The 17816-nt window shown below is 59.3% G+C and carries 21 protein-coding genes and 1 pseudogene; 4 read left to right on the top strand and 18 right to left on the bottom strand.

The window, feature by feature from the left end:
• A partial coding sequence (locus LJE91_07810; GenBank protein MCG6868621.1) for an ISAzo13 family transposase occupies positions 1-247 on the top strand: 247 nt, incomplete at its 5' end.
• Positions 248-511: 264 nt separating this feature from the next.
• On the opposite strand, the gene LJE91_07805 is transcribed toward LJE91_07810, so the two are convergent.
• From LJE91_07805 to LJE91_07765, 9 genes are all read right to left on the bottom strand, one after another.
• Positions 512-880: a hypothetical protein gene (locus LJE91_07805; GenBank protein MCG6868620.1), complete on the bottom strand. Its 369-nt coding sequence runs from the start codon at positions 878-880 to the stop codon at positions 512-514.
• Between the two features lie 471 nt (positions 881-1351).
• Positions 1352-1621 carry a DUF2283 domain-containing protein gene (locus LJE91_07800; GenBank protein MCG6868619.1) on the bottom strand — a complete coding sequence of 90 codons (270 nt, stop codon included), beginning with the start codon at positions 1619-1621 and terminating at the stop codon, positions 1352-1354.
• A 4-nt stretch (positions 1622-1625) separates the two neighbouring features.
• Positions 1626-1829, bottom strand: a complete 204-nt coding sequence (locus tag LJE91_07795; GenBank protein ID MCG6868618.1) for a hypothetical protein — start codon at positions 1827-1829, stop codon at positions 1626-1628.
• A gap of 207 nt (positions 1830-2036) precedes the next feature.
• Positions 2037-3956: an SIR2 family protein gene (locus tag LJE91_07790; protein MCG6868617.1), complete on the bottom strand. Its 1920-nt coding sequence runs from the start codon at positions 3954-3956 to the stop codon at positions 2037-2039.
• A 72-nt stretch (positions 3957-4028) separates the two neighbouring features.
• Positions 4029-6470, bottom strand: coding sequence for an AAA family ATPase (locus LJE91_07785; GenBank protein ID MCG6868616.1), 2442 nt, complete (start codon positions 6468-6470; stop codon positions 4029-4031).
• Positions 6467-6670: a hypothetical protein gene (locus LJE91_07780; GenBank protein MCG6868615.1), complete on the bottom strand. Its 204-nt coding sequence runs from the start codon at positions 6668-6670 to the stop codon at positions 6467-6469. The genes LJE91_07785 and LJE91_07780 overlap by 4 nt, the downstream gene beginning before the upstream one ends.
• A gap of 74 nt (positions 6671-6744) precedes the next feature.
• Positions 6745-7047 (bottom strand): hypothetical protein, encoded by a 303-nt coding sequence (locus tag LJE91_07775; GenBank protein ID MCG6868614.1) that lies wholly within the window; start codon positions 7045-7047, stop codon positions 6745-6747.
• Entirely contained in the window at positions 7044-7322 is a 279-nt protein-coding gene (locus LJE91_07770; protein ID MCG6868613.1) for a toxin, read from the bottom strand. The genes LJE91_07775 and LJE91_07770 overlap by 4 nt, the downstream gene beginning before the upstream one ends.
• Before the next feature lie 738 nt (positions 7323-8060).
• Positions 8061-10808, bottom strand: a complete 2748-nt coding sequence (locus tag LJE91_07765) for a DUF2339 domain-containing protein (protein MCG6868612.1) — start codon at positions 10806-10808, stop codon at positions 8061-8063.
• 318 nt (positions 10809-11126) lie between these two features.
• On the opposite strand from LJE91_07765, the gene LJE91_07760 reads away from it, so the two are divergent.
• Positions 11127-11450 carry a DUF1840 domain-containing protein gene (locus tag LJE91_07760; GenBank protein ID MCG6868611.1) on the top strand — a complete coding sequence of 108 codons (324 nt, stop codon included), beginning with the start codon at positions 11127-11129 and terminating at the stop codon, positions 11448-11450.
• Between the two features lie 313 nt (positions 11451-11763).
• On the opposite strand, the gene LJE91_07755 is transcribed toward LJE91_07760, so the two are convergent.
• The 4 genes and pseudogenes from LJE91_07755 to LJE91_07740 all read right to left on the bottom strand — a co-directional run bounded on the left by LJE91_07755 (position 11764) and on the right by LJE91_07740 (position 13991).
• Complete coding sequence (locus LJE91_07755) at positions 11764-12303, bottom strand: hypothetical protein (protein ID MCG6868610.1); 540 nt, start codon at positions 12301-12303, stop codon at positions 11764-11766.
• A gap of 208 nt (positions 12304-12511) precedes the next feature.
• Positions 12512-12763, bottom strand: a pseudogene (locus LJE91_07750) (class I SAM-dependent methyltransferase).
• A gap of 496 nt (positions 12764-13259) precedes the next feature.
• Positions 13260-13730 carry a bacterioferritin gene (bfr, locus tag LJE91_07745; protein ID MCG6868609.1) on the bottom strand — a complete coding sequence of 157 codons (471 nt, stop codon included), beginning with the start codon at positions 13728-13730 and terminating at the stop codon, positions 13260-13262.
• Positions 13731-13823: 93 nt separating this feature from the next.
• The gene (locus LJE91_07740; protein ID MCG6868608.1) at positions 13824-13991 is read right to left on the bottom strand and encodes a hypothetical protein; all 168 of its coding nucleotides are present in this window, start codon (positions 13989-13991) and stop codon (positions 13824-13826) included.
• Positions 13992-14294: 303 nt separating this feature from the next.
• Here LJE91_07740 and LJE91_07735 point away from each other — a divergent pair, with 303 nt between their 5' ends.
• Positions 14295-14477, top strand: coding sequence for a hypothetical protein (locus LJE91_07735; protein ID MCG6868607.1), 183 nt, complete (start codon positions 14295-14297; stop codon positions 14475-14477).
• A gap of 80 nt (positions 14478-14557) precedes the next feature.
• On the opposite strand, the gene LJE91_07730 is transcribed toward LJE91_07735, so the two are convergent.
• The 5 genes from LJE91_07730 to LJE91_07710 all read right to left on the bottom strand — a co-directional run bounded on the left by LJE91_07730 (position 14558) and on the right by LJE91_07710 (position 17450).
• On the bottom strand, positions 14558-15556 hold the full coding sequence (locus tag LJE91_07730) for a DUF2325 domain-containing protein (GenBank protein ID MCG6868606.1): 999 nt from the start codon (positions 15554-15556) through the stop codon (positions 14558-14560).
• 324 nt (positions 15557-15880) lie between these two features.
• Positions 15881-16189 carry a hypothetical protein gene (locus LJE91_07725; protein MCG6868605.1) on the bottom strand — a complete coding sequence of 103 codons (309 nt, stop codon included), beginning with the start codon at positions 16187-16189 and terminating at the stop codon, positions 15881-15883.
• Positions 16190-16714: 525 nt separating this feature from the next.
• Positions 16715-16894, bottom strand: coding sequence for an endonuclease (locus LJE91_07720; GenBank protein ID MCG6868604.1), 180 nt, complete (start codon positions 16892-16894; stop codon positions 16715-16717).
• A gap of 77 nt (positions 16895-16971) precedes the next feature.
• A complete protein-coding gene (locus LJE91_07715; protein MCG6868603.1) occupies positions 16972-17208 on the bottom strand; it encodes a DUF5062 family protein in 237 nt (78 codons plus the stop codon).
• Complete coding sequence (locus LJE91_07710; protein ID MCG6868602.1) at positions 17205-17450, bottom strand: hypothetical protein; 246 nt, start codon at positions 17448-17450, stop codon at positions 17205-17207. The genes LJE91_07715 and LJE91_07710 overlap by 4 nt, the downstream gene beginning before the upstream one ends.
• 1 nt (position 17451) lies before the next feature.
• Here LJE91_07710 and LJE91_07705 point away from each other — a divergent pair.
• On the top strand, positions 17452-17816 hold a 365-nt coding region (locus LJE91_07705), incomplete at its 3' end, for a hypothetical protein (protein MCG6868601.1).

Genomic DNA, 17816 nt, shown 5'->3' with positions numbered 1-17816 from the left:
GCGTTGTTGGGGGATACTGGAAAAGCACTGGAACGGTGCCAAACTGGTAGACGTCGAAACCATGCTGGAGTGGGCCAAGAGCATGACCTGGAAGGGCATCCATCCCATTGTGGAATTGAGTCGCAAGGTCTACGAAAAAGGCGTCTCCCTCTCCAAAGGGGCCATGCAGGAGGTGGAGGCCCGACTGGAACGTAATCCATCTTTGCCCAAGTGGGACATTCTGATTCGGCCCGCTTGCATGGTATGAGATTTTTCGGAAATCACCTTAGGGCGATCAAAGGTGTTCGCCGCACGTTCAGACCTCCTGACATGGTAGCTCTAAGGCGTTGATCGTGTGAGGTACGGCAGCTGACTGTGGCGTATTAATAGCGAGACAAAAAAGGTGACTTTGTAGACCGAAGTAAAGGATTTGATTTGCGCAAAGGACATAGTACGGTCTTTAGCCAAACAGCGTTCGCTCACTTGTTGGCGCAATCATTGTGGCCAATCCTCTCCTGCCGCTCAAACCCCGCTAACCGAGGACCTTCTCACTCATCAGCCAGATCTCCAGCTTGCCGGCGCGCGAGAGCAGCCGAAATAGCTCCAGAGCCCGCCCGTCCGGGCTGCTCAAGTCTGCCGTTTGGGCCCCCAGCCACTGTTCGATGCGCCGTAGGCTTTGCTCGGCGATGCCGTAGAAACGGTCCGCCGGTACCAGCAGCCCCCCAAGGCCGTAGTGGGTGCGGCGGTGGTGATCGTGCTCCACCCAGCGACCGATGCCGCGCGCGGCATCGGTCAGATCCAGGAACTCGATCTGCTCCACACACTCCTTCTGGAAGCTTAGCGTTGAGCGCCTCGACCTTGCCGTTGACCGCTGCCTCCTTGGCCAGAAAATAGTTGACATCGTACTCCTCCAGCAAGGCCTCGAAACGCGACAGGCCACGCCAGCTGTGAAACGCCGAACCCAGGTCGGACATCACCCCCTCGGGGCGGCCATAGCGTTACCGCCTGCTCGAAACAGGCCATGACCGGGTCGACCGCCTCTACTGGCTCCAGCGCCCAGCCGGCAATAAAGCGGGAGAAATCGCTCTCGAGCCACAGTCACTTGGCAAGACCTGACCCCATAATCGTCTCTGGATAATTCATCAGCTTACATTTCCGGGATATGCAGGCAGCAATCCACAATAGACACGAATTCGCTCGGGTGATGCGAAAAAATTTCAAATCATAAATCGTAACCTTGCAGAAGGCTTGGGGAGCTAGAGTCACGGTGGGGAATTTATACCGAGATATATATAGGGGGCACCATTTTCCGACTGCAGCGGCTCGCGTGAGAGAAAAAGGGTACTGACCCCTTTTATCCCTTTCTACCCGTTTATGCTGCCTTGAGGGGCGCAAGATCCTCTCTGGAAATTGGCTGTGCTCCGAGTTCGGTAAGGACTCGATTGAGGTCAGAGGTTGTAACCAAGGTAGGTGCTGTTATTTCAATCCCAATTGCCCTCCCGCTTTGCGCGAAATCGATAACCATACCCGGCTCTGCCTTTGCGGTACGAACGCTTCTATCTTCTTTTCCCCGCGGCAAGTACAGATACGCAGCGAGCGGGCGACCGCGCCGATAAGTTACCTCTAGATAGGGTTGTTTCATGTTGCTACTCCCAAACTGGATATGCCGTTACGATTACAAGTGCCTGAATATCCCTTTCCGGCTCTACAATAACCTCCCATGGGTATCGGTTGTGGCGCGTTTCTATGACCCACCGACCTTTGACGATGTCTGGCCGGTAGGCTCGCGCACGCTCAAGCATAGTCCGCAAGTCGACCTCGTTGAAGCTGCGATCCGCCATCCGCTTCAGCAGGTGCGGAGTGAACTCGAGTTCCCATTCCCACCATTGGGGCCACGATAGCTCTTTCAGGGCTTTCTTCTCATGCTAAGAAACGAGTTTGTTACGGTCATCTGCTGGATAGCTCCGCGAAGCGGAGCTATCGCCCGGCATCAGCGGCGGCAAGTAGCGCTATCCGCTGCATGCCGATGTTAGGCAGCCTTTGCCAGACGTTTCGCATTATCGCCCGACTTGTTTCGACAATTCTTGAAGGAAAGCGGTAGACACAACATGAGAACCATTCCACAGATCATATAGGATTACGCGAATGTTGAAATCCTCGAACCAATACCGCATCGCGATTGCCCCGGGGTTCGGTAAAAGGGCGTAGTGCGGCCGAGCGTTACCGGAGTAAGACGCCATCAAGTCCTGCAGCAAGAAGTCAACATTCGGGTCACGAAAGCTATAGCCGTAGAAGAACACAGTTGAATCGATGAAAAGGCGCCTGAGGAACTCACGATACTTCGGTCTTTCGAACAGGATCTTCCGAAAATCGCTCCTGGTCAACACAATGGAATCGACATCGATTGCGGTCCCATGCATCTTGATTACGGGGAAGCTGGCTGCGTCTCCGAGAAGTGATTCCACACCCGCCGCTCCCATCTTCTCCATCATATCAGGAAGTATGACTTGCGCGCGTTCGCGACTGTGCTCGAGGAAGGAATCAAAGTTAGTGGTGATCGCGGCTCTGAACGGAATTTCCGAAAGGATGCGATGGGTTCTCGAAGCACGGGTGCTATCGGAGAGTTGGCTTCGAAGGTGCTCGGCAAACTCATAAACACCAAGCTTGGCTCGGCAGAATGCGGCCACAACCATATGCTCGCCCGCGTCTAATAGAGCCTCTAGTTCGTTGTGCTCTGAGTCATTCAGGGTTCCCGAATCATTGGACCGCTCGATCATGCCCCGCAGAAGTTCTAGCCAACCGGGCAATTTTGCGTCCATAGAGGTGCCCGCACCAGCGAAGAGAACGCAGCGGCGTGCCTCGATTTCTTTGACGAGAATTGGAGGCACCCGCGGCACGGAGGGCAACGGCTCCGACGGATCCGACGATGATGTCGTTTCGGAGACCAGTTCGGAGAGCCGCTCATTCAGTGCATTCAGATCCGGTGGCTGCACTTGGCGCGACAAGCGTTCTGGAAGAGTGAGCGAGACAACCCCCTCAGGAGCCGAGCGATACATTTCCGTGGCCGGAGCCCAAAATCCACCGTCGCGATCAGAATAGCGCCGCATGGTAACGCGAGCCCGACCAGCCTCAGGATCGAGTGAGACAAAGTTGTAAGACAGCAACTCGCGTCGTCCTTGATACGTGGCGCCAGCAGCGAGATGAAAGGACTCGCTATCTGGTGAGACAAGACTGACCACACCCAATTCATGGACGTGACCGTGGAGCAAAAAATCACACCGAGTGTTCAATAAGGCTGTTACGTCGGAAGCATCAAACTCCGAAAGCCACGAGAACGGGTGGTGAAGTAGCCCGACAACGAAGTCAGCCTGTGCGGTCTTTTCAAGCGCCTCCCGGGCCTGTCGCTCACCCACAACAATCCGTCCATGGTCATCATCTGAGCCGGCAACCCAGGCCGAGTTCAGTCCAACTATCGCCAGCCTTCGGCCCTTTAGTTCAAGAATGTGAGTGTAGGAGAGATCTGATGGCTCGACAGTTCCCGCCCAGGGAAACGTTGCCTTGAGGAAGTCGTAGTAGGGGCGCTGGCGATCTGTAAACAGGCTCCGCTCGCTGGCATTTCCTATGACCTGCAAAACAAGCTCGCAGGAACCAAGTGTTCGTGCTGATTCGACAAGAAACGGGGTCAGTCTCGATCTATCGACATCGTGGTTGCCCGGGACGCAATATATCCGACCTGTAGGCACCGCTGTAGCGGAACTTAGACTTCGAAAGAACTTCGTTGCGACCTCGTACTCCTCGGCACGTCCCGAGTACGCAACGTCGCCTGTTACGAAGATGCAATCGAAATCCTGGCGCCCCTGCTCAACGATCGCGGTCAAATCGCCAAGAAGCGGCGACAAAGCGACTTGTTGGTCGTACTGATCTCCGGCACGAATGTGCAGATCAGATAGGTGCAACCAGGCTATTTGCTGATCCATCGCCTCACCTTCGTCTTTTTCGGCTGCAAGCGCTAGTTAGGCATAACGCCCCCGCGGGCGCCTCCGGACGCCTCACCCCGGCATTTCCAGGTTTATGGTTACTTCAGAGCAGTCGCACTTGAGCACTTTGGCACTGGTCCGGGGGATCGCGCTCAGCCACGAGCCGCATTCCTCGCACCGAAGGCACGCGACTAAGTCTCGGCAAGCTGCGACCACCGGTTCGAATTCTTCTGGAGCAAAGTCTGCCCACTCATTAAAGTGCACAGCTCTGTTGACCACCCACTGCTCATCACCCTGACGCGTCTGGCACTCTGTGAAGCGCTGTTGTCGCTCTTCTGCAGCCTTTAGCGCATCCTCGTTCTCCCACGCCTTCGCCGACTTTACGCCAGCCTTCAGATGGTTCTTCATGCGGCTTACAGAGCTAGGCAGCAGATCTCCAAGGTCGTAGTTTCCGTCTGGCTTGTGCAGCGTGGCTGCACCAAGGCACTCGGCGATCTCTCCGAACACGAACTCCAGATACCGGCGAAGCGTCGTCGCGGCATCTGAGACTCGTTCGTCCTCCATGTACGTGTCGATTTCCTCCCACGCATCGGTCGCATTGTTCACCCGAGGACCATCCCCGACCGTCCAGCCACGGAACATGACCGCTGTTGTTCGGGTCACGAGCTTGGAGGCCTGCATCTGTCGAAGCCATGCCTCGTCATGCGTGGTGATGAGGAACTGTGTATTCGGGAACCTGTCCTTGAGCAGCCGGCACACCTCGCGCCGGTGCTGCTTATCCACGGACATCACGACATCGTCAAGGATGGCGAGTGTGAAGTCTGACTGAAACAGCTGCTCCATCAATGCGAGGTACAGACAGAGCCCCATGCCGTCCTGGTGCCCCTCGCTGTGATAGGCGCCGGGCGGAAACAGCCCGCGTTCGTAGAAGTCCACCGAGAGCTCCAGCTTGCCCGCAGTGGGTTCGAGCTTCGCGCTGAACTTGCCCTCGTCATCACGGTTAATCCCTGATACGACTTGGTGAAGTTCTCCTGGACCGTCCCGTACAGTTCTTGAAGCACTTCGTCTGCCGCCGCGCAGTAAGCGTTGTACGTTGTAACGAGCGAGCGTCCCGACCCTCTTCTTGCGATCCAGGTCGCGCCTCCGCTGCCGAAACACCGTGAGCCGCTCCTCCGCCACGATTAGCAGCTTTATCGCCTTGTCCTTGTCCGACGACTCAGGCAGCCCTCTCACGCGGTTCTTCAGGGAAACCAGATGGGTGGCAACCTCGGATGGCACGCCCTGCCAACTCGACCGCAGCCGCGCCGAGGATTCAACTACACCATCCACGCTGCCGAGATGCGTGCGAAAGCCCACCAAGTCATCTCGCCACTGTTCCAGTGCGATCGCTACTTGAGGAAGTTCAAGGAGGCTCGCTAGCGTGGCCACCGTATCTACGACCGTGTACAACGCCGTGGCCTTCGTGCTCAGCTGTTGCGCGGCCTTCTTCAACTCTCGCTCAATTACCTGAGCTTCCTTGGACGCCTCAAGCTTACTGCGCAGATGGGCGATCAGGGCATCGAGCTCCCATGGTGTGTCGCAAAGGGGGCAGGCGGGTTTGTCAGCCAACTGCAAGCCAGACTCGACTAAGCTGCGCTGGTGCAGTGCCGTCCGCAACCCAGGTCGCTCCGTCAGAAGATCGATCTTGCTTGTCAACTCAGAGGCTGTGTCATCGTCCTGCTTCACGCGGTCGATGGATTCCTGAAACGCTTCGAGATCGCGCGTGGCGGCCTCTTTGCTTGGCCCTTTCGGCGCATCGTCTCCGCTTGCCATCCCGACCGTGAAAGACGTCGTAGTATCGAGCTTCGGAAGCGTGTCGAGTCCGAGCACCTCGCGCTGCTTGTTGACAGCGAGTACATCGTCGGACTGTAGCATCTCGATATCGAGCGCTCTGCGAAGCGCGTCCGCGGCCGCGGAGCCTGCCGCATCTGCTTCTTTCGTTCTGCGATCTGCCGTGTTCAGCGCGGTCTTGAGCCTCGCGCGTCCCTCGTCGATCGCTTCCAGCCGCAGGAGAGTCTGAATGTCCTTCGAGCGCGTGCTCGCCTGCGCCAGAATGAAGCGCGCAATCTGTCTACGGGTGAGCGTCAACTCCGGATGCCGAGCCACTTCTTCGAGTGCAGCTACCACATCCGCATCCTCGGGCTCGATCTTGAAGGCATTCGGTGTCTTGACCTTGCGAGTGATCGACGCTTCTTTGTTCACGCTCGGGATGAACACCTTCAGGCGAACGAATGCCTTGTCAGGGTAGTCCCGAGCATCGACGTGTGGTCCATGCATCTTCACGCTTAGAGAGCCGGTGCCGTGCCCCGAGAGCCTCGTCATGTCTCCGGTGAGACAGAACTCGATCGCATCAACTACACCGCTCTTGCCTGAGCCGTTGGGTCCCTGGATCGCGAACGTCTTCCGATTCAGAGGCAGCGTGAGCTTCCGGATGCCGCGAACCTCCTCGATATGAACCTCATCGAGTTGGATCATGAGTCGCCGCCAATCTCCTTGTCGAAGAGTTGCAGATAGCTCTCGGCTTTCGGCACTTTCTCCGCTGAAAGCATCTCGTGGAGCTCATCTAGGAACTCCTTGGAGAGCTCAGGCTGCTTTGCCTTGACGTTATCGATGGACCTATCGACCACGCGCCCGCGAACCCCGGCGGAGACATCTTGCACTTGTTTCTCAGCCATCGCTGCCTCACTTAAGTCAATATTGGTAAGCGGCTCCAACGATCTAATGCCTAACGCCAAAAGCAGCGGCGCATTTATGCGTCCGACTGCCTTTTCTTGTTAGCTGTGATATCTCGCAACGAACCCGATATATATTTATGGATGATGCTGGAGACAAGAGTTTGATAGGGAATGCCTTCCTCTGATGCCCTGGATTGAACTGCAACGAGGTCCCGATTGGAAATACGAATATTTATACGTTTATCCTTTTTGAAGGTATTTGCGGCAGCAGCCTCCAATTCCTTTCTTCGGGAGTCGGTTAATGTTGATTCGTATTCTCCGGATTCAACTGAATCAAGGAGTTCTTGTTCCTCTTTGGAGAGTTTTACTTTGCTCATGAGTCACCTCTGAGATATAGCTTGGTGAATTTGCGGCTCGGAATTACAGTTTTGAGAAATATTTCATCGTCATTCTCGACATATGGTACGAGGTAGGCGTAGCCGTCTATTGCAATCACAAATATCTTTTGATTGGGATGATCGATTGCATTCGGGTGAGATATATCATCTAGCAGGCCGCCGGTTTGTATATGGAAGATGGCCTCTTCAAAAGACGTACCTCGCTCCTCATCTGCTCGATAGCTCCGCGAAGCGGAGCTATCCAGTAATTCTATGGTTTCCGAATAGCCAACAATGTGCGGATTATTGCTCCAAGAAGACACAGTGGCCAACGGAGTCTGCAGGATAACTCGCCGAAATTATATGATATTCCGCGAGAAGCTAATCCGCTGCTTCGGTTACCCTGATGTCATCGTAGAACCTGTCCCTTGTTTTGGGCACGGGCGGAAGGTGACGCAGCATTTCTGACCGAAGGACCGCTCAACAACTCTCTGCAGACATTAGACATTCTCCAATTGGAAGCCGTCGGCTGCAACGGGTCGGGATCGGCCTATTGCGGTGCAAGAATACCCTCGCCCTCGCAATAAGGGCGGCTTTCGTCTCGGTTCAGGGACGGTTCGGTCATTCACGAGCGGGGTCCCCGGATAATCCCGGCGACCGGCGGGAACACCACACCGGTTGATGGCGAACGATTGATTCATGATCCGCATAAGGAAAGACGGCAAAACGAAACGCGAAATCGATGAGAAATAGATGCCCTCTGAACCGATGAGATAGAAAACGGTACAGGGAGAACACCGCCGTTTTTGGCGGCAAGCTGTCAGGTAAGGCGATTGCCGGAAAATGGCATACCAGATTGCGCCGGATTTTCGTTCGTCATCACGGCGCGACAACAGGCGCATAGTTGAATTATGTCACTGTTGTCGCAACACGTAGGACGGACGAAAAGACAAGCAGGATAGTATGTCATTTGACAGAAATCGCCTAAATACGATCACTGCCCATCCGGTAAATCAAACCCGCGCCTTGTCGTCCGGGCCTTTCACCTTATCGCCACGGTCCGTCCTGGGGGGGAACGGCGAGAACCAGCCGATTGCCACCAGCAGACCGCCCACGGCGAGGAAGGATACGATACGTTCCACGGTCCCGTGTGCGGCAAGGTCGATCAGGAACAGCTTGAGAACGACGGCAGCGATGACCGTGGCGCCCGAGACCCAGACCACGCGGGAGCCGAGACGCTTTGCCGTCAGCAGCAGTGAGACGCCGCTGACACCCCACAACATGGCCAACGCCATCTGTACCGAATTCGACCGGAACATGGCGTTGGCCTCCCAGGGCACACCCGCCCAGTGGTGCATCGCCCGCAGCAAGACCAGGTTGACCCAGAGGAAACCCAGGGAACCGAGCAGCATCCGGACCCCACGATCGGTCTCCTCCCGGGGCGGGAGGAGACCGATGCGGACCGTCTGCCACCACTGCCACAGGGTGAGGAGAACTGCGGCACCCGCCAGGTCCAGGGGATTGATCACGGGGAACCAGGGCAGGGGGGCCGAGCCGCCCGGGAAGCCGGCCGACCCAATGAGCCAGATCAGGATAGCGGCGGCGAGGACACCCCCGGCCACCACCCGGTAGGCGTCGGCCCATGCCTCCAGCGGCCAGCGCCGAACACGCAATATCATTTGCAGCAGAACCAGCGGGACGACGAGATGCGCGGCGACGCGCCAGCCTTGCCGGACGCCGAGCTGTTCGGTGGTGCGCCAAACGAACTCCCAGTCAATGACCGCGGCCGTCAGGAGCGCGGCAGCGACATGGCCAATGGCGAGGGAGCGATGGGAGTCGCGTTGCTCGATCCGATAGAGGACGAGGTAACAGGTGCCAAGAAACAGCGGCCAGGCCCAAAGACCACCGGATTCGGCCGGATGTTGCAGCGCGGAGACACTGAGTGCGAAGGCAGCCACGCCGGCCAGCGGTAGTCCGGTCTCGGCCCGGTGGAGCAAGCCCCAGGGCCAGCGGTGCGCCAGTGATTCCGCCACCAGCGCGGTGATCAGTGCATAGGTCAGAAAACCGGCGGGTCTCGCGGCGCTCGGATAGTACTCGGCGAGTTCGTGATACCCCGCACCGAACCACCAGAGGAGCGCCCAGACGAGCAACCACGGCGCGGCATCCGCCTCCGGGGGACGCGTGTCCCCGGCGGTGCGGTCCAGGACAAAGGCGCTCATGGCGCCGGCGATCGCAATCATCCCCGCGGCCAGGAACGGACCGTTCAGAAAGGCCGTTGAACTCGGGTAGGGATACCCGAAGACGAGAAACACCGCCGCCCCGGCCTGCAGCAGGAGGCCGAACGCCCTGGCACCCCGTCTCGACTGTCTGACGCCGATCCAGACCAGACCGGCGCCCTCGAGCGCCCAGGCCCCGGTAGTCTCCTCGGCGTCGAGCGCGAACGGAACGGCGACGGTCAGGAACACGATCCCGATCGCCAGAAAGGCCTCGGACAGGAGCTGCCGTCCCTCCCATGATGAGCGCCGTGTCAGTTTCGCGAGGACGAGATAGAAGGCGCCAAGCGCAAACGCCGACCAGGCGGTCCCGAACTCGATGTGGTGGACAATTTCCAGCTGGTAGGTGAAGGCCAGCGTCGGGGTGCCGAAGATCAGCGTCGCATCGACGAAGCCCCGGTAACGAGGCGGTTGGCGTATCGCGTAAAGCACGGCGATCGCGATGTAGAACAGAAAGAAAAGCACCAGAAATGGCTCCGTCGACGCGAACCGCGACGGTTCGTAACGCAGTACCCCCCAGATTCCGGCGATACCCCAGGTGAACGCGAACCCGAGGAGGTTCAGGGCCCGCCAGCTCCGGAACCAGGCCACGGCCAGGATTGCGGCATTCAGAAAGGCGTAGTAACTGAATAGGACGACATGATCGCCGCTGCCGCTGGAGGCGATGACAGGCGCCAGGAACCCGCCTGCGAAACCGAACCAGGCAAGCGGAGCGGCGTTCTGCAGGACGGCCAGCGCGGCGGCAAGCGCGCCGACCAGGAACAGAAGGCCGAAGGCGGGACCGGAACCGATCAGGTGGTAGACACCGAAGGCGCCGTAGACGTCCAGGTACAGCAGTCCCACCGCGGCGCCCTGCAACAGCAGGGCGTAGTTCCGTTTCCTCGTGAGCTCGTGCCAGCCGAAGCCGAGCAGGAAGAACGCGCCGACGGCGACGGCGGCGAGACGCATTTCCAGGGTGAAAACCAGCAGCTTCTGATCGACTGCGTACTTGATCAGAAAACCGACACCGATAAACAGCAGCAGGATCCCGACGCGTACGAACACATTGCCGTCGTTGAACCAGTCGCGAAGGCGAGCGAAGACGACCGCTCCACCCGATGCCGGTGAGGCGCCAACCGCGTCCTGGCGCGGTGTCTTATGCTCCTGTCGAACGCTGAGCGGCGGGCGAGCCGTTGGTTCGGGGCCCATTTCACCGGTCATCGGTCTAGCGGCCGGGACCGGACCGGGTTGCGAGCCGTTCTCGACCGTCGCCTTCCCGGCGGAGATTGCGTCGATTCTCGGTGCCGCCCTCTTTGCCCGATTCCGGTTTTCCCAGTCCGCGGCGAGCGCCTCGCGCAGGCGGGTCAGTTCCCTGTCTAATGCGCCAAGGCGGGTATCGAGCGCAAAGACGCGTCCCAGTGAGAACCCCAGCAGGCCGTATAGCAGTGGTGCGTCCAGGGCCAGGCCGAGCGCCAGACCCAGTACGGTCGCGATGATGGTTACTGCCAAAGTAGACTCCAGCGGTTCGATGAAGGGTTGTGTCGCTTCCGCGCGACGCTGTCCGGCGCGGCGACTCGTGTCGAGACAAGCGCAGGTGCTATGACTTTAGTGAAGTTCAGCGCGCTCGTGGGTTTGGCGATGCAGGCAGGCGAAGCATCGCGTGTCGGGGGTGCCCGGGGAATACCCCCAGTTTCCGTCCTCACGGGTGCTGTTCGCCGCGCCTTTTGCGGAAGGTGCTATATTGGGCCTGAGTTGGTATTGGGGAACATTTTTTTGGAACCATCTGGCCGGACAGCGGTTCGGGCAAGTTAACGTGGAGGGGCAGTTATGCTGGTGACGTTCTCGTGCGATTCCCATGTCAACATCACGATGTTCGGCGACGTCGCGGTGCATTTCCTGAAGATGATGGGGCTGAGCGAAAGGGTGCCGGGGAGACTCCGGGCGGAGTCCGTTAAGGACGCACTCGTCCGGCTGAAGCGGGGCGTTGCGGAGGAACAGGAGGTGGCCGATGCTGTGGAGTCCGAAGGGGATGTCGACGATGACGACGGGGAGGAAGTCAGTGTCCTGACGCGTGCGCTGCCGCTGATCGACTTGCTGACCTCTGCGGCGGCGCACGGAGATGACGTCATGTGGGAGAAAAGGGGATGGTGAGCGCCTTCCCGATCCCTGAAGCGGTTGTAAAGCTCGAACACCATTTGGGCCACTGCCGCATCCGTTAATCGAGGATCGAACTGGAACGGGCACTCACCGGGCGCATCAAGACAAACACCGCCAGGGACAAGGCGCCTGATCGACCAGTTCCAGCAGCCACGAAAGTATACTGTCAGTATCTGTAGCCCGGATGAAGTCGTGCAGAATCCGGGATTCCTCGACTTCCTCATGCCCGCTTCCTCATGCCCGCATCTCCCGGATTTCGCTGGCGCTTCATCCAGGCTACATCGAGGGGAATGACGCAACCCCCGCTTTATTCAAGGATGCCGTAACGCGCGAACCGGGCGAGCAGTTCACGGTAGGTCATCTGCATGCGTTTGCGCAGTTTTTCGTCGGACCACTTCTCCACGTTGATCCCGGCCTGGGCCGGCAGGCGGCCTGACCGGACTTCGTCCAGCAGTTCCTCCGCGATCTGTTCCAGTGAGCGGCGGCCGTCCAGGCGGGCGATCATCTGCGCAGCCAGATGGTCGAGATCCAGGGTAGCGCGGTGGGCGGTGACCACGTGTCCGGAACCGGCGGCGACCAGGGCCCGGGAGAGTCCGGATGCGGAGGGGGCTGCGCCCTTGTGTCGTGGTGCGTGGTGGGGGGAGGGGCAGGCGATCAGGCAGCGGCGCGCAAACAGGGTGAACAGTTCCGTCAGGCAGGGCCCGGTGTCGGTCGCATGCCGGGCCGCGCCCGCGGCCTGAAGCCTCGACTGTGCCGCAGGCAGCCAGTCCGGCAGGGGGAGACACTCCGGGTGCAGGGCACTCATCTCGACGACCATGGCCTTGGTCAGGGGATGGGTGATCGTCACCCGGGAGCCGTCGGCCCGTGAAAACGGTGCGGGTTTCACGGCGCAGGTCCAGCTTCGCCGGCGGCACGAGGTCGGCGGCGCAGGACAGGTCCGCAAATACGTCCAGCGATGGTTCGGCGATCGTGCGGGCGTCACCCCGGCAGAGCACGCTGCGGCGGAAGTTCCGGTTGCCGATAAAATCCATCCATTGTTCGATCTCGTTTGCGTCGTCGAATCCGCCCAGGTCCGTGTTCGGGTCGAGAATGTCGGCGGCCCTCAGCTCGATGTTGTCCAGACCGATCTCGTCAACGAGTGCCTGTCCGCTCCGGATCTGGGAGGCGGACAGGTCGATGCCGACGCAACGGGTCTGCGGATACCGCCAGGCCAGCGGAATCAGGTTGCCGCCGGAGGCGCATCCCAGTTCCAGGATTCGGGCCCCATCCGATGGGACCGGGTTCAGACCGAACAGTCGGCCGAGCACCGCCAGGTGCTCGGGGCTGGTGTCGGGGAAGGGGTTGCTCTGGTAGTGAAACTGATCGTAGGGGTCCACGGAGTGTCTCCCGGCTCCTCAGGTCGCAGGGCTGCGATCACCCCCAAAGGGCGCGCGTCATAGGAGATCGACCCGGGCCTGGCAGACGAAATCTGACGGTCCCCGGCCGGTTCGAGGGATGATCCAGGATGCGGGAGGAAACCACGATCCGGCACCGAATCAAATATGTTTTTCATCGACGAGGCGTATCCGTTCGAATCGGTCCGAGCCGAGCCCCGTCCGATCCCGTTGCCCGAGTCCGGCGCAGAACCTACCGCAATCCCCGCTCCGCCCACAGACGGGCGGCAAAAAGGGGAAGGCGTTTCCGGTGGATCGATGTCTGCTGCCCACCAGGCTTCCCGGCGAGACCGTAGACGACGATGGAACAGTTGATTCGCCGGCTCCAGGAGTTCTCCCCGCAGGCGGCGCCCGGTAAACCGGTTGGGGGTCAGCCCATCTGCGATTGCAGGTAATTCTTCAGCCCCACCTTGTCGATCAGGCCCAGTTGCTTCTCGAGCCAGTAGGCATGGTCTTCCTCCGTATCCGCCAGCAGCACCTCCAGGATCTCGCGGGTCTGGTAATCGCCGGCCGACTCGCATGCGGCGATCGCCTCTCTCAATGCCGAGACCACTTGTATCTCAATCTCCAGATCGTTGCCCAGCATTTCCGGAACATCCTTGCCCACCCTCAGGGGGACGCTCGCTTCCATGTTCGGTGTCCCTTCCAGGAACAGGATGCGCTCTATCAGGCGGGAGGCGTGTTCGGTTTCCTCTTCCATCTCGTGATTGAGGCGCTCGTGGAGCTTGCCAAGCCCCCAGTCCTCGTACATGCGCGAATGTATGAAGTATTGGTCGCGAGCGGCCAGTTCCCCGGCCAGCAGTGCATTGAGCTGCCCAATAACCTTGTCGTTACCTTTCATGGGGTCGTCTCCTTGAAGTTGAGCGCGTTAACTACGTCGCCGGGCGAAGTCACATTTGTGTGTGTCTGCAGGTAGTTCTCGATGCCAGTCTTGTCAATCGAACCCATCGGCGTGCTTCAGCCTCGAACGATTGTTTGTATTCCGGTTCGCCCAGCCCCCGGTGCGGGACATGCGAGCATGCACGAGATCCTGATTGATGGCGGTGAGCACGTTCTTGAGCACCGGATTCAGGCGCCGGATCGATGATTTTCCACTCTCCATGGAACCTCCTGATGTCGCTTGCCTGCGGGCGGATCGGGAACAGCAGTGCTGGCTATCCGTTGTCAGAGGATGGAGGGCTGGCAGTCACGATCGCGTGGGTGAGGACTGTCCCGATCTGCCGAGTATACATCACCGCTTTGTCCTGGGAAAATGCTAAGCCGCTGAAAAATTGAAGAAAACAATTCGCATTCAGTCCTGAGGGAGACTGCGTGTTGACAATGATTATCATTAATTAAGCAACCTGTCACCCTTCGGGGCAGGCAGCCAACCGTTCCATCTGACAACCCTGTCCGGGGGAAACTGATGAACCCGTACCAGATGCCGTGGTCGATGTTGCCGTTCGCGGTTGCCGTCATCGTCACCGGTGCCATGCTTTACATGCCTCTGTTCATGGTGCCCACCTTCCTCACTGCGGTGGCTCCGGAAGGGCCGCCGATTCTCGTCGAAGCGTCTCCGGATCGGATCGCGGAACGTCGGATGCGCTGAAGCGCCCTGGATGAGAGGGGTCCCGTGACGACGCGCTGTGCAGGCGTGTGGCGCGGGGAACCCGTCGTTTGGCGAGCCGCTCAGCGAACGACCGCACGGACACCCGACACGGGCGAGTGCCGGGTTTTCGGGGTCTGGACAAGATGTTTCTCCTGCAGCACCTTCAGCCCGTGAGTGAAGGCTCCCAGCCCGGCGCCTCGCAGCAGTACCAGGGGCTTCGAGCGTTCCTTGCAGACCTGCTTGAGACGCGAACAGGCGTTGTGGCTGATGCAGTCCAGCGGGCACATCACGGCATCGGCCCGCTCCAGCGCGTTATTGAGCGTGGCCCAGCCGTCGCTCAATCCGCCGTCGTGGTGAACGAACCGTCCACCGCAGCCCGATACCATCCGGCGCAGGTGGGGGGTGAGTTTCGAACGCCCGCCCACATACAGCACGCAGCGGCCATCCAGCCTTCCGGGGTCTTGCGGATCGGCAGGCAGCACACGGGTGCCCGTATCCCCTTCCTGCGAGGGGTGTGGGCGGGCGTGCAACCTCTGTTCGAAGTGTTCGATGCGCGCCGCGGCCTCAAGTGCTTTCTGCCGCCAATGTGCCATCTTGAGTCCGGCTGCTTCCGCGCCGGCCTGTGATCGCGCGATATCGCGTTGCAGCGTCGCGATCTGCTGCTGAAGGGATAGTAGCCGTTCCCCGCTCTCGAGTTCGGTGACCCGCCGGCGGAGGTTCGCAAGCTGTTTCCCGTTCTCGCGGGCGCGTTCGAGTTGACTCCCCAGCGCTTCGATGGTCTTCTGCCGCTCGCAGATTTGACGGCTCGTCCGGAACTTCAGGTCTCTCAGCTCCCGTTCCATTTCGGTATTTCGTTCCTCCAATGCCGGCAGCCGCGCCAGACTGATACGTGTCGAGGCGCCGGCAAGGTGCGACAGCATGTGCACTTCGGCGTAGACGCGATCGAGTAGCGACGCTGCGGCGGCGGGGTGGGTCAGGGTTGCCCAGAATGCGCCGGCGATGTCGCCGCGCGACACGGACTCGTCCCAGAATTCAGCCAGTGCCTCGGCCGATTTCAGGGGGCGGACCCGCCTGATCATGATCTGGTATTTCCGATCCAGGGTTTTCTGTACGAGTTTGGCGGGCCTGATACGTTGTCCGGCTGCGCTGACGAAGGTGAGATGAAAGTCGTAGTCTGTCCGGCAAGGCGGTTGCGATGTGAATTTGCACTGGCGATAAAGACGGCGCAGTTCCCGGATCGTCAGACAGGTACCGATGACCGGGCAATGAAATTTTGCCGATAGATCCCACAGTTTTGTCCGGGTGCTTTGTGGCGATTTGTGGGTATCGGATGTTGGGCCAGCATTATGATTCTCACACACGATTCGGCTCCACGGAGGTTCGCCGGAACGGAGATGCAGGCATCAGTGCCGCACCATGGTGGCGTGTTCCGGCTGGGCGATCCGTTCGGGTTTGCCGCAATCAACGGAGGGATTTCTACCCTGCAGCGCGCGCCACATGGGGAGCAGACGGGAGAAAAGTGCCCTTCTCCCTGCGCTGAGTTCTGTAGGTTTCGCCGCCGTCAATAGCTCCAGGTGATGCACGATCGCCATCGCGATGCGGCGGCTGGGACGGATGGCGTACTGGCTCATGAGGTAGTACAAGGCATTCTCACAGGGTTGAAACGGCAGTGCTTCTCCGCATTTCGGTCGCAATGACTTTCCGTCGGGCATCCGGGGTCCTCCGATAAACAGCCAAGATGGGTGATGTCTCCCAGCCAGTGAGACTGGAAGGATCGGATCGCCAAGTCCGCTGCGAGGTCCGCTATTCAACGTGTACGGCTGCTCCAGCAGAGGTTTCTCAAGTCCCGCTTTCGAGGGATCGTACGATTCCGTGGGGGTCTTGTGTTCCCCGAGAGAAAATATTAAACGTAATGCGAATCATTATCAATAAGATTTTTCGGGCGGTGGGAGAGTGGAGCGCTCGATTCACGGAGAACCGCCCAAAGGCAGAGCGGCGGCGGCCGCGCCCGGTTTCCGAGATCACTGGACGCCGCTCGGGGCCTTCAGGAGCAATTCTTGCGGATTGCGCAGAATCCGGAGGATCGGGGGGTGGGGGTGAATGGGTCGAGAGCGTCGCGCCGGAGATGTTGTCGAGATGACGGACATCATCATCTGGCGGTCGCGGTGGCCTGATCGATCAAGGGCGCATCCATGGCCGTCGCTGAACTCGACCAAATGCCGGATGTCGCTCCCCGGTCAGAACCTCAGCCGGTAGGCGGCCTCCGGCTGGTCAATGAAACCGTTGCGCGTTCCCTGCAGTTCCTCGATGACATCGTTGCGGTGTTTTTCCTGCGCTCCGGGAGGGTCTTGCCGGTGCCAGCGTTTCAGCGGCTTGCCCAGACGGGTGTGAAGATCGATATCGCAGGTCCCCCGCATGCCTCTCTCGACGATCGTCGTCTGAACTAGTTCGCCCGGAGTCCCTCGGCAAGACCCGGGAATACCGGCTTGCAGGGCTACGCCAGTTTCGATGCCCAGATGGCCAGTTTGTGCTTCATGGATTTCTGCGAGACCTGATCTTCGGGAATGGGTTGTATCACCTTGTCGTGAACCAGCAGCCGATAGATGTACTCAATTTTTTCGCTAGCGGAATCCGTGGGCTCGAATTCAACGACACCCCTTTTTTCACCGTATTTCATGCCTTCGACGATGGCCTTCTTGACCAGTTCATTTTCGTTCTTGAGCTTTTTCACGTGACCCTCCGACGCATGAGCAGGACGACCAGAACAAGCAGGAGCAACACGACCGGGAACCATTTCCAGACCGGAGCGATTCCGCTTCCCTTTATTCCGGAGACCCGATCGTCAAAGACGGTGTGTCCCAGGACGTCGAGTTTCAGCAAGGGGTCCGAATCGGCCGGAATGGCGAATGTATAGCGGTATGAACCGTCTCCCGGGTCTTCGTGCTTTAACAGGGTTCCCTTCAGTCGGCTCAATATGCATACCCGCTGCAACCTCGGCGCGCGCTATCGCTGGGGCATCGAAGGCGCCTTTCTGGTCGACAAGCACCAGGGCTACGCCTACGAGCACGCCTTCGCCAAGCACTGGGATGTCATGAAGGGCTACCATTACCTCATGCGCCTGGCGCACCTGCTCAATACCCTGGCACGCTTTTCCAAGGAGCTCAGCGCACTATTCTCCCAACTCGGGGTACAGGCGGCGATCGGCTTTATCCGCAATACCCTTACCGGACCTTGGCTGGATCCGCAGGAGATCGCCCAGCGGCTGAACCGACCCTTTCGATTACGCTTGATCTGGGCTCGCCCTGCATGCGATCGCCGCCACTTGTCCGACAGGTGGGG

It is taken from the genome of Gammaproteobacteria bacterium (assembly GCA_022340215.1).
GTDB lineage: Bacteria > Pseudomonadota > Gammaproteobacteria > JAJDOJ01 > JAJDOJ01 > JAJDOJ01.
This window is presented reverse-complemented; position numbering and strand designations above follow the sequence as displayed.